Source organism: Algibacter sp. YIN40 (assembly GCF_057219435.1).
This window is the reverse complement of record NZ_JBXVVC010000001.1, coordinates 1,024,209-1,036,279: the sequence shown is the minus strand read 5'-3', so window position 1 is coordinate 1,036,279 and position 12,071 is coordinate 1,024,209. Positions and strand designations below refer to the sequence as shown.

Annotated in this window: 15 protein-coding genes; 6 read left to right on the top strand and 9 right to left on the bottom strand. The window is 28.7% G+C overall.

Annotation, left to right across the window (positions count from 1 at the left end; all coding sequences use genetic code 11):
- The first annotated feature begins 31 nt into the window (after positions 1–31).
- From AC2D6V_RS04850 to AC2D6V_RS04840, 3 genes are read left to right on the top strand one after another with little or no spacing between them, the layout of a single operon-like run.
- Positions 32–172 carry a hypothetical protein gene (locus AC2D6V_RS04850; protein WP_484646920.1) on the top strand — a complete coding sequence of 47 codons (141 nt, stop codon included), beginning with the start codon at positions 32–34 and terminating at the stop codon, positions 170–172.
- Positions 173–225: 53 nt separating this feature from the next.
- Complete coding sequence (locus AC2D6V_RS04845) at positions 226–405, top strand: hypothetical protein (protein ID WP_484646919.1); 180 nt, start codon at positions 226–228, stop codon at positions 403–405.
- Between the two features lie 15 nt (positions 406–420).
- Complete coding sequence (locus tag AC2D6V_RS04840) at positions 421–2,103, top strand: hypothetical protein (RefSeq protein ID WP_484646918.1); 1,683 nt, start codon at positions 421–423, stop codon at positions 2,101–2,103.
- 600 nt (positions 2,104–2,703) lie between these two features.
- Here the strand turns inward: AC2D6V_RS04840 and AC2D6V_RS04835 are convergent.
- From AC2D6V_RS04835 to AC2D6V_RS04795, 9 genes are all read right to left on the bottom strand, one after another.
- Complete coding sequence (locus AC2D6V_RS04835) at positions 2,704–3,975, bottom strand: hypothetical protein (RefSeq protein ID WP_484646917.1); 1,272 nt, start codon at positions 3,973–3,975, stop codon at positions 2,704–2,706.
- A 101-nt stretch (positions 3,976–4,076) separates the two neighbouring features.
- On the bottom strand, positions 4,077–4,226 hold the full coding sequence (locus AC2D6V_RS04830) for a hypothetical protein (RefSeq protein ID WP_484646916.1): 150 nt from the start codon (positions 4,224–4,226) through the stop codon (positions 4,077–4,079).
- The gene (locus tag AC2D6V_RS04825; RefSeq protein WP_484646915.1) at positions 4,223–4,465 is read right to left on the bottom strand and encodes a helix-turn-helix domain-containing protein; all 243 of its coding nucleotides are present in this window, start codon (positions 4,463–4,465) and stop codon (positions 4,223–4,225) included. The genes AC2D6V_RS04830 and AC2D6V_RS04825 overlap by 4 nt, the downstream gene beginning before the upstream one ends.
- Positions 4,466–4,743: 278 nt before the next feature.
- Positions 4,744–5,310: a hypothetical protein gene (locus tag AC2D6V_RS04820; protein ID WP_484646914.1), complete on the bottom strand. Its 567-nt coding sequence runs from the start codon at positions 5,308–5,310 to the stop codon at positions 4,744–4,746.
- Positions 5,311–5,362: 52 nt separating this feature from the next.
- Entirely contained in the window at positions 5,363–6,415 is a 1,053-nt protein-coding gene (locus AC2D6V_RS04815; protein ID WP_484646913.1) for a site-specific integrase, read from the bottom strand.
- 565 nt (positions 6,416–6,980) lie between these two features.
- Positions 6,981–7,304 carry a hypothetical protein gene (locus tag AC2D6V_RS04810; protein ID WP_484646912.1) on the bottom strand — a complete coding sequence of 108 codons (324 nt, stop codon included), beginning with the start codon at positions 7,302–7,304 and terminating at the stop codon, positions 6,981–6,983.
- Between the two features lie 395 nt (positions 7,305–7,699).
- Positions 7,700–8,086, bottom strand: coding sequence for a DUF7670 domain-containing protein (locus AC2D6V_RS04805; protein ID WP_484646911.1), 387 nt, complete (start codon positions 8,084–8,086; stop codon positions 7,700–7,702).
- A 38-nt stretch (positions 8,087–8,124) separates the two neighbouring features.
- Positions 8,125–8,517, bottom strand: coding sequence for a hypothetical protein (locus AC2D6V_RS04800; RefSeq protein WP_484646910.1), 393 nt, complete (start codon positions 8,515–8,517; stop codon positions 8,125–8,127).
- Between the two features lie 763 nt (positions 8,518–9,280).
- Complete coding sequence (locus AC2D6V_RS04795) at positions 9,281–9,511, bottom strand: hypothetical protein (RefSeq protein WP_484646909.1); 231 nt, start codon at positions 9,509–9,511, stop codon at positions 9,281–9,283.
- A 455-nt stretch (positions 9,512–9,966) separates the two neighbouring features.
- Here AC2D6V_RS04795 and AC2D6V_RS04790 point away from each other — a divergent pair, with 455 nt between their 5' ends.
- The 3 genes from AC2D6V_RS04790 to nadD are packed head-to-tail and all read left to right on the top strand — an operon-like array spanning position 9,967 to position 12,060.
- Positions 9,967–10,824, top strand: a complete 858-nt coding sequence (locus AC2D6V_RS04790; RefSeq protein WP_484646908.1) for a YicC/YloC family endoribonuclease — start codon at positions 9,967–9,969, stop codon at positions 10,822–10,824.
- Positions 10,825–10,881: 57 nt separating this feature from the next.
- Positions 10,882–11,472 carry a guanylate kinase gene (gene gmk, locus AC2D6V_RS04785; RefSeq protein ID WP_484646907.1) on the top strand — a complete coding sequence of 197 codons (591 nt, stop codon included), beginning with the start codon at positions 10,882–10,884 and terminating at the stop codon, positions 11,470–11,472.
- A 9-nt stretch (positions 11,473–11,481) separates the two neighbouring features.
- On the top strand, positions 11,482–12,060 hold the full coding sequence (nadD, locus tag AC2D6V_RS04780; protein WP_484646906.1) for a nicotinate (nicotinamide) nucleotide adenylyltransferase: 579 nt from the start codon (positions 11,482–11,484) through the stop codon (positions 12,058–12,060).
- Positions 12,061–12,071 lie beyond the last annotated feature (11 nt).

Genomic DNA, 12,071 nt, shown 5'->3' with positions numbered 1-12,071 from the left:
AATAGTTAGAGCCAGTTCAAACTAATTAGAAATGATAAAATCAGAACTCATATCAAACATAATTGAATTCACTGTTGAGGGAGAAGAATTTGAAAACCAATTGTTTGAACAAATTGAACTATTAACCGAAAAAAAACTGAACAAACGCGTGTTGGATTATATGTTTATTTAAAACCTGAGAGTGGAATTGAAAAATATAGATTATCAAGATCACAACTTGAAAAAATGTTCGGAGAACATAATCAGGAATTAACAAAATTTAAACTTATAAATCAGAATGAAAACATTCTAGCTGATTTGACAGTTCATTTCTCTAACGGAATAATTGATTGTGTCGAAATTTGGAATAAGCTTGGCGATTATCCAAAAGATGAGTTATTGACTTATGAACTAAGAAAAATATAAAAACTACAAGGTTAAATGATTAAAACAATACTTCGATTAGAATTTGAACACGTTTATCCAGACGAGAAAATAAAAGATGTAATTGAATATTTAAAATTAATTTCGCCTTTTACTCTATTGAATATTATTGGGTTTTCGAATACAAAACCACAACCAAACTTTGACCGATTTGCTACAAATCCATTAATACACGACGATGTTGTTAAGCGAGTTATAAAGTATGCCAAAGAAACTAAGCTTGGAGAAAAACCACAGTTAGTTTCTCGCGAGGCAAGTTTGAGGTTAGCTGAAATAATCTTATCAAATCGTACTGAACTTATTGACAAAAATAAAAATAATGACAGAGATTCAGACGAGTTAAACTTGTTTAAAGCATTTTTAGTAATCAATAAAGAAGTCAATTCAAAACAAAAGCTTACTTCTTCAAAGGATAATCTTGAAAAGATGGTAGATATGTCAATTGCTATGTCATTTTCTACTGCTGATATAGGTCTCTTTGAGGACAATGACCTAGAATTTGCAAAGCTTTTGTATGCAACTATTGTTCGGTTTGAGTACCTAATAGAATTTCTGCAGTCAAATGCAGAATATAATTATTTAGAAAAAGACCTTTATGAATATTTCTCACAAAGTAGTTCTAAAGAATTGACTATTCAGATGAAATATCTTTTTGGTAAACTACTTGAGCTTAAAGTTAAAAACGGTTTCAAATTTAAAGTATCGGATAAAGATTCAATTGCTTTTTTAGATACATTGTCATCAAATAAAATTGTCGAAGATGATGACTTTACTAACCTAAAAAACTACCCTCTATACAAATTAGATGCTGATACATTTTCAATCATTGACTTCTTTTTTGTTGTGGATAAATTCTATAAAAGTGTAAAATTTATATTAAAAAGTTCTTTTCATAAACATCATAAGTTACCTGCAAAAGACAGAACTTTTTTTGAGTTTTTTAATACTAAATTTTCCGAGGATTATTTAATGAAGAAAATTCTTGATAGAATTTTTGATAAGTCGTATTTAATAAAGAAAAAAAATATTAAAGCTGACAATGAACCTGATTATTACATTCGCCATAATAAACGAGTATACTTATTTGAAAATAAGGATGTGCTTATTGCAAAAAAAATAAAAAGTTCAGGAGATATTGACCAAATTAATCAAGTTTTAAAATCTAAGTTTTTTGAAGTAAACGGTAAACCGATTGGTGCAGGTCAACTGATTAACTCGATTGTTCAAATCGTAGAAAATAGTTTTGAATTTGATGACTTTGTAAATAATAAAAAGAATATAACCATTTATCCAATCTTAATAATAAATGACAGAATTTTCGAGATTCTAGGAGCTAACTACAGATTAAATCAATGGTATATGAAGTCTGTAAAAGAAAAGCTTGGAGATAAATACAATTCCAATTTCATAAAAAACCTTACAATAATTGACATAGATACTTTAATTTTTTGGCAACCTCATTTAGAGAAAAATGATTCTAATTTTAGAAAAATAATTGATGATCATCTAAAAAATATGAATACTCGAAAAAAAGTGAATCATTCCAATATGGAAAAAGGAAAAATGATTGCAAATAAGAATTTAACTAAACAAATTGCACCTATAAGCACAAGACTCAACAACTATCGATTTCCTATGAATCTTTTAGTTGATAAATTTAAAGAGGTAATTAAAAATTAAAAAACTACACACAACAACGTGTATAATTCATTGCTAGTTAGAGCTTACTAACGAAAGTCCACAAGGACTTTCTATCTGTGATTTATTTGCTAAATTAGTTGCTTAACCAACGCAAAAAATCTTATACATAAACGTTGGCGGTAATTTACAAACTGGATTCTGAATGAAATATTTGAAAACAAAAAAAGCGACTGATTGGCCAAAGGGAAAGAGCTGGAAAGAAAAGCTTGTTAAAAGTCTAAAGCACAATCCTTCTAACCTCCACCAATTTTTTTTAGATTTTAATTAATGTGTGTGTTAGGCTATTATCCCACCAATAAACCACACTTTTAACATAAAATCATCATTTATACTTATTGTTTTGACTGTGGTAATTTGTTAAGAAGTCTTCTATTAGGTTAAAGCTGTAACTACTTGATATAATACAAATTACATCTATTTTATTGATGAAAAAGTTATAAGTGAACTATTATAAATGGTTTAGAGGCATTGAAACCTCTCAAAGTCACCATTTTTATTGGGATTTCAGAAAAAATTAGTACGTTACATTATAACACTCCACCCCTTTTTGAGAATTGGGGGGTATGGGGGCATATAATCTTATTGCAGAGAATGTATTAAAGAGAATTGATGTTTTGGATATAGTCTTTGTTGTTTAATTCTTTGGTTGTTGTGTGCGTTCCTAATGTTATGTGCAATCTCTCGTATCTCAACATTTAAATCAACTTTAACCCAAAGAATAGACAAATACTTTTTCTTAATATTATCATATAACGGTCTATTAGTTACATAGAGATACTTTAAACCAGTGTGACTTAATAAGTAACTGTCTTTTTTTTGCATGGAAATATCCAAACCAGTCACAAGACATTTTTTAGTAGGAGTAGTAGTAATGCACTCTATAAATGGTGCATAGTTCGGTTTGAAAACTGGTGCATAGTTCGGATGTTTTTCTTTTTCAAAAAACCAAACCCACTGTTTGCGTATGATTTCAAGTATTTTATGAGTTAGGTCAGAACCATATTTTTTAGATAACTTGTTTAAGTCCTCTTTTTTGTCGTTATACTTGTCTTTGTAACACTTACCTTGCTTGCAATCTTGAATTAACTTTCTCCAGTATCGTTCAGACTTATAATCTCTTAATTTGTCCTTAACACGTTTGTTATTTGGTGGATTTATAGTGTAATCATAGACAATTATATGCTCAAACATTTCAATATGCTTTTTACTTATTTTTTTCAAATTATCCACGTTAAGTAAATCTCCTATTGAAAAAACATCTACACTATGCAACCATCTAATTTTTTTGAATTGTAGTTCTGCTCTTAATAGGTCCTTTTCCGCATATTTGGGGCAATCGTGATATTTGCTATAAAATTTCAAACGGCTTTCATTGGCAGGGCTTCCTGAAATTTTTGAAGTTTTTATATGTGGTGGATTAAAACTAAATTCTTTGCGCTGTTCACAAAATGCGTGCTGCACAACTTCTACCACGTCAAATGGTATTGTTATATTTAAACCAAACTCTGGTGGCCTTAATTTTAACTTAAATAAATCCACTTTAAAAAGACTAGCGAATTGCAACAAAAAGATTTTAGCCTGAGCAAAATTAATTTTGTTAGCATTGTGCTTTCCTTTGTTCATTAGGTAATGAAATGAGCCTTTACAAATCAATGTATCATAAACATCCTTACTTGAATATGTCAAGGAGAAATACAAATTATAGAACTTATATATTCTCTTAATAGTGTATTGTTCTCCTGTCTCCATGCAATAATCTATACTTTCAGAAACACGCTCTAATAATCCACTAGACAAGAAATTTTCTATTTGCTTTTTATCGGTAACTGTAAAAGGTAAATTATCAAACATTTGTTATATTTGTGTAGAGGTTTTTTGTGTTGCCGTAGTACCATATTTGAACAAAATAAAAGAGGGTTTTAACGCCCTCTTTTTTGTTTTGGTGTTATGAGTTAACTAATGGTAAAACCCTGCTTAAATCCTTTATAATCACCAGTAAATTCTATGCAATCATATCTAGGTATTTTAGCCCCTACCTTTATCTTATTAGCTGCTTTCAAATCATCTGAAAGCATACTTAACTTGTAATATGCTGCTATCATTTGCTAGAATTTTTAGTTAGCATATAATTTGCAGCAAGCGTTTCTATATCTTGACTAGGCAGCACCTCTTTTTTTCCTTTTAATAAGAAGTTTTCTAAGTGTTCCTTCTTAAAAAAAATGTTTTTGCCATTAGGCTTGTAATGTTCAATTTTTCTATAGTGAGTAAGTTTGTATAAATGGCTCTTACTGTAGCCTGTGAACTTTGCAGCATCACTTAAATTAAAAATGTTTTTTTCCATCCTATAATCTTTTTAATGGATTAATAAAAATGGATAAGCTTATCCCTTATATATCGATAGGATAAAATTAATTAGAAAAGGAAAGAAAGGAAAGGATTGAGTAACAAAACCATTAACAGATATAAAATTTTAATTATTTGTTTTTCAATAAGTTAAATAAAATAATAATAAATTTCAGATAGTCAATATTATAAATAATTGATTTTAAAATATTTATACATTCATACTATATTGAATTGTTAATAAATTACCCCTTATATACTCTATCTTAAAAATTGTTAATTTTCTGAATTATAAGAATAATAGTATTTTAACAACGTTTCCTTACTATAACCAGTATATATATTCTTCTGCATAAATTCAATTATTTCTTCATTATTGCAGTTTAGAAAAACTTTCAACTGTTTAACAGCAATTAAAAAATCTCCAATGTGAACATCTTCTTTTAATTGAAACTTGAACATCTTCCATTTCCTTTCTAAGTTTTTATGCCTTTGCAACATCGCTTTAGTATCTTGTTCATTTGCTCCAATTAAAGTCTTTATAAAAGATTTAAAGGATTTTAAAGATGAGATTCTTGAAGAAAATTCAGTTTCAAAAAGTTTTAAATAAAATAAAACCACTTCTTCTCTTGTTTTAAGATAATTACAATATGTTTTAAATTCTTCAATATTCCACCTATTATCTTTAAACAGTTTTTTCTTCAGATATTTATACTTTGTCTTTAGTTCTTTATCAGTTAGTAATGAATAGTCATGCTCTAATTGATACCTTCTTGCCTCAACCCATAATCTTCTTTCTTCATCTTTTGAAAAACTACTTCCTTTATGATCTAAATTGTTCATTTTAATAAAGTTTTTGATTATCAAATACAAACCAATTGTTAGTATAAATCTACTAATCTAAATTAAATGTAGCATCATCTTTAAGGCTATTAACATGATTCAAGTACTTTATTGTATGGGCTGAGGTTTTATGCCCTAAAGCATCTGACACAGTTTTTAAATTAGCCCCATTTATTAATAATCTAACTGCAAAAGTGTGCCTTCCACAATAAAAAGTAATGTCCTTTTCAATTTCAGCCTTACCTACCCAATTTCTTAGGTTTTTATTTATTGCAGTATCACTTAAGAACTTACCTTCATGCTTTAAGTCAAAAATTAGCCCTGTTTTTCTTTCCCCTAATAAATTAAGGGCTGAGTTACTAAGTTTTATATTTATCTCACTATTAGTTTTAGCCCTATCAATAACAAGCTTTTGATTTACAATATTTTTCCAAGTAAGCTTTTTAAATTCAGCATATCCTAAGCCAGTATAACAAGCAAATAAGAAAGCCCTCTTAACCTCAGCATTACCACATCTAGTTTCTTTTAATAAAGCAATCTCATCTTCAGTAAGCACTTGTTTTGTTAGTGTAGATTCAGCTTTTTTATTTTTAGATTCCCACCTTATATTTTTATAAACAGATTCCTTAATGTAGCCTTCCCTTTCAGCATGAATTAAGACCTTTTTAAACCTTCTCCAATAACTATAAGGTGTTTCTCCATTTATTCCAGCTTCATGGACTAAATAGTACTTAAAATTCTCTATATGAAGTTGATTAAGGCTACTAAATGCTAGTTTAGGTTTTTGAAGATAATCTTTGAATTTATTAAGAGCGCCTTCAATAGTTCTTAAATCCTTTTTCTTGTAATTATTGGTATAATTATCAAAGTACTGTGTTATTGTAATCTTCTTTTTATGTTTAGGCACAAAATTAGTTCCTTCGCTTTCAATTTCTAAAGCTCTTTGCGCTCTTATAGATTCAGCTAATTTCTTCTTTTGTATTTTATCATCACCTTTTTGTACAGTATGCAGCCATTCATAACTTCTAATACCATTATTCCAAATGACTAAGTAATATCTCTTAACACCTTTAGCAAGTATTCTTTCATTTAACTTAACACCCATGAAGACCTAATTATAATTAGTAGCGCTATAGTAGCGGTATTAATAACAAATATAGGAAATAAAAAGAAAACAAAGATGAGGTTATTTGTATTTAACTAATTGATTATCTTTAACTTTAGATAACTTATTTTATCCTTTGTTTTCTAGGTTATGTACCCACCTTGAGTACAAATATGAAGTCAATTATCTTATTATTAGGTAGCTGGCTTTTTTACTGTTGCGGTTTTTGTAACGATTAAAGCCGTTTTATTATTATTCCAATATAGATAGTGCATAGTATTTAATAAGATTGAAACAAATAACAATCGAGTGCTATTCTCCTGTTCTAAAGAATTTACTGTTTAATCGGTGTTCAATAAATTGTTTAATCTATATTATTTACTTAACTTACTAAATATCAATATATTATATTATTTTTTTATGATATTGTTCAATGTTTAATCAAAAGTAGACACTAATATAATATTGAAACTTTTACAATTATAATTTAACTTATTGAAAGTTGTTTTAGCCTAGAGCAAGCAACAGAGCGAAGCGTTTTTATGAAAAGATATAGAAGAGTGAATTAATTGCAGTCTTTAACGAGCCATGATTTCTCTGCGTCATTAACAATATATACATTGCCTAAATATTCGCCATTATTACTAACAAAACCGACTAAATTCACAAGAACACATTCTCCAATTTCAGCTTCATTCAATATAACTTCTATACCATCAATTGTAGTATTGAAATCAAGTACACTTACAATTTCTGAAGCAGTAATTTCAGGGCTATCATCACAATCACTTGATAAATGATATTGTATTTCTGGGTGGCAGAAAGCGTCAATTGAAAAAACATCACTAATTCTACTCGCAGAATCACAACTGATTAAAATTGTGGTCAATAAAAAGAAGATTAATTTTCTTATAGTTTTGAGTTAATTTCTTGCAAGGTAGACTATTAATATTCAGCAAGCAGCAGAGCGAAGTGTTTTTATGAAAAGATATAGAAGTAAAACCTAATGCAATAATTAAGTTAATAGTAAATAAATCAGAGTATGAATAATAGTAGGTTATAAAGACAAAATCAGAACTCCTTTTAGTAATGTTTACAAGGCTTTTCATTGATTTGGCATCATAACATTACAGACTGTTAGGCGTCAGCAAAGAACTTATTTTTAACATAATAAATTATAATTTCTACCTTACAATCATATTCGAGATATTATTCTTAAACTACCCTATTAATTATAGTCTTTTTAAAGGTTTGTTTATTAACCTTTAAACTATAATTATTTATTTAAAAAGAAGGATTCCTTTTCTTTATTTTATGACTCAACATAAAAAGAATTCCCGCAATAACAAACGGTATTGTAATGAGAAGAATGGTTAAAAGGCTCACCCAAATAGATTGGTTCATTCTGTAATTATGAATAAAAATAAAAGGGCTAAACCCAAGACCAATTATAGTAAATATCATACCGCCAATAAATTCTCGTTTCCATGCAATGATGAGAAACAAGATTAATATAAAAGAAGGAATGAGATGCATGAGAAAATCACCAATCTGTTGCCAGGGCGTTTTTTCAGGATTGAAAGCATCAAGTGCAAAAATACTTATAAACACAATAGCAAGTATGCAAATAATTCTAGGCAACCAACTAATTACTTTAATGCTTATTTTCATTTAATCCTTTATTCTAATAATTACAATATTATATTATTCTAATTTGATAAATCAAAGCCCATATTGTTTAAACTTTCGTTAACTATTATTCCTAACATAACAACTCCTATAACAAAAGGAACTGCAATGGAAACAATAGTTGATCCTTTTTTATCTTTAACTTGAATTTCATCTATATTATCTTTTTTAATTGGGGTTATAATCCTTTCTCCATTTTTTATCTTAACGCCAACAATTTTGTTATTTGTAACTTCAATTCCTTCAAACTTTAAAGATTGATTATCAATAGTTTTAACTCTACCTTTTGTGTAAGATTTTGATGCTTCATCAGGTGTTACTGATGCTGATTTGTATACGGTACAACCTTGGAACAATATTAATGTTGCAAAAAAAAGGGCGACTACTTTCAAATGCTTGTATATTGTTTTCATGATACAATTTTGATTTACTGATAAATTTAATTGTTTCACGAGTAACTTACAATGAGGAAAGTCATTTAAGGTTAGTTATCTGAATTAAGAAAGATTATAAAACTTGGCAGAATACTTGTCAAGACTATGATCGTATTTAAAACTTCTTATTTCTGTTACAACATGATGCTCTAAATCATAAAAATATCTAACAAAAGAATCTATTGAGTATTTTCAATGATTTTTTGTGATGCAACCTCTTTTGTTATACTTGCTGCTATTGGTACTATCTAGATTAATTTGCGCAATACTGTTAAAATATGTTAAAACATTACTGTGTTATACATAGTACTGTAACAATATTTGATTATTGTCGTCTATTGAGTATAATACATTTTAAATATAGAAATTATGAGAACTTTAAACAACAATCAAATTACACAAAAAATAAGCTCAACAAAGGCCTACGTGTGGAATGCCAAAAGACGTTACAAATAATTCTTTTAGGAAATTTAAATATTACAATAAACCATCAAAATATAGAAATTATGAGAACTTTAAATAACAATCAAATTACCAATAAATTAAACTCAACAAAAGCTTCTGTTTGGAATACTAAAAGACGCTTCAGATAAATCATCAATCATAATAAATCTAAAAAAAGGATGCTGTTAATTCACATCCTTTTTTTTATTGAAACTTTGGAGCGCACTTATCTAGACTATGGTCATATTTAAAACTTCTTATTTTGGTTGTTTTTTTATCTTCTATATGATACTGCGCTCTAATGAAAAAAGTTGGATTTATTCTTTTTAAGGAGTCTTGTTTCTATAATAGTTAATCTGTCTAACATTGATAAACATATTCTTTTTTCAGTGCAATTAGTAATGTCAAAGCTTTCGTAATATTCAAAATCTTCAAGTTCATCTTCACGCATTAAAGATTTCAATGGTTGCATTCTCGAAATAGCTGCTTCTATAAATGTCCTCAATTTAATTATCTGTTCGCTACTCATTTACTGGTGTTTATTATAAATATAGTCGGTATTAGAGTTTCGGGGCATATTTCTCTAAATGTTTTCCAATCTTAAAACTCCTATCTTCTGTAATAACATTATGTCCACCATCATAAATAACCTCAACAAAGAACTTATCTTCCAATATTTTTTTACATCACATGAACTCAACAAAAATGAAAAAGCTAAAAGAAGATTGATAAAATTAAACCTATATCTCATAAATATGTAGTATTTTATTTTTACGAAAGGTATTAATATTTTAAATTTCAAAAAATCAATCTGATAATTCTTATTTTCTTCATCACAACATTCTATTCACAAGTTTCCTGTAATTTTGTCGTCTCTTTTTACAATAGGAAAATATATTTTCGCGAAAACCAAATTCCTCTTCATCTATATGTTTTCTAAACCTTAGGTTTTAATTACCTTTGTGCAACTTAATATATGCACATATGATACATTCAATGACAGGTTATGGAAAATCTGTATTGCAATTACCAACCAAAAAATTAACGATAGAGTTAAAATCTCTAAACAGCAAAAATCTTGATATAAATGCTCGAATGCCCTCGATTTATCGAGAAAAGGAGCTTACTATTCGTAAACTTCTCGCTAATCGATTAGAACGAGGGAAAGTAGATTTTTCAGTATATGTAGAAACGACTGCAGAAGACACATCTACCCAAATAAACACGCCAGTTGTTAAACAATATATTAAGCAATTAAAAAATGTCGCAGATGGTGATGATATTGAATTACTTAAAATGGCTGTTCGATTCCCGGATGCTTTGAACACAGTTCGTGAAGAAATCGATGAAAATGAATGGAAACTTATTGAAGTGCAAATTGATACTGCTGTAACCGCTTTAAATAATCATCGTTTAAATGAAGGTAAGGTATTAGAATTAGATTTTAAAAACCGTCTTAAAACCATAGACTCTATATTGGAAGCAATTATAGATATGGATCCAGAACGTATTGAAGGAGTTAGAGAACGACTACTTAAGGGTGTTGAAGAATTAAGAGAGAAATACGACGAAAACCGTTTTGAACAAGAATTGGTTTACTACATAGAAAAATTCGATATTACAGAAGAAAAAGTCCGTTTAAAAAATCACTTAAACTATTTTGTGGAATGTTTAAACTCTAAAGACTCAAATGGTAAAAAACTTGGTTTTATAAGTCAGGAGATGGGTAGGGAAATTAATACCATTGGTTCAAAAAGTAATTATGCTTCTATGCAACAATTGGTGGTTCAAATGAAAGACGAACTTGAAAAAATTAAGGAACAATTATTGAATGTGCTATAATTTAGTTTACAGTCTTAATTTACATTATCAGTAACTAGCAATATATTTAGAAAATTAGTGTCAGAACAACAAAATAACAAACAAGGGAAACTCATAGTGTTTTCAGCGCCATCGGGTTCGGGAAAAACAACTATTGTAAGGCACCTATTGGATATTGAAGATTTAAATTTAGAATTTTCAATCTCGGCCACTTCCAGAGAAAAACGAGGTGAAGAAATTAATGCTAAAGATTATTATTTTTTATCTGCAAAAGAGTTTAAGAACAAAATTAAAAACGATGAATTCTTAGAATGGGAAGAAGTATATCGTGACAATTTCTACGGCACTTTAAAAACCGAAGTGGAACGTATTTGGGCAAAAGGTAAAAACGTTATTTTTGATATAGATGTTTCTGGTGGACTTCGCATAAAGCGTAAGTTCCCAAATGAAACATTGGCGGTTTTTGTTAAGCCACCAAGTATTGATGAATTAAAAATTCGTTTAAAAAAGCGTAAAACAGAAAGTGAAGATAAAATTAACATGCGGGTTGCAAAAGCTTCAGCAGAGTTAGCTACTGCTCCACTTTTTGATGTTATTGTTGTTAACGATAATTTAGAAAATGCCCTGGAGGATGCTTATAACCATGTAAATACTTTTATAAATTCTTAAATTATTGGAATGAAAATCGGATTGTATTTTGGCTCCTTTAATCCAATTCATATTGGGCATTTAGTTATAGCAAACCATATTGCTGAACATAGTGATTTAGACCAAGTTTGGTTTGTTGTGACGCCTCACAATCCGTTTAAAAAGAAAAGTAGTTTACTAGACAATTACCAGCGACTAGAAATGGTTTATCGAGCCACTAAAGACTACACGAAACTAAAACCAAGTGATATAGAATTTAACTTATCGCAACCTAATTACACCATAAATACACTTACCCATTTACAAGAAAAGTACCCAGAAAATGAATTTGCCTTAATCATGGGTGAAGACAACTTGAAAAGTTTCCACAAGTGGAAAAATTACAAACTTATTCTTGAAAATCATCATTTATACGTGTATCCTAGAATTTCTAAAGGAACCAATGAAACACCATTTCATGACCATAGTAAAGTACATTTTATAGATGCACCTAATATGGAACTTTCCTCTACATTTATTCGTGAGTCTATAAAAGCGGGTAAAAACGTAAGACCTATGTTGCCAGAATTTGTCTGGGAGTATTTAGATGAAATGAACTTCTATAAATAGAGCTAAATATT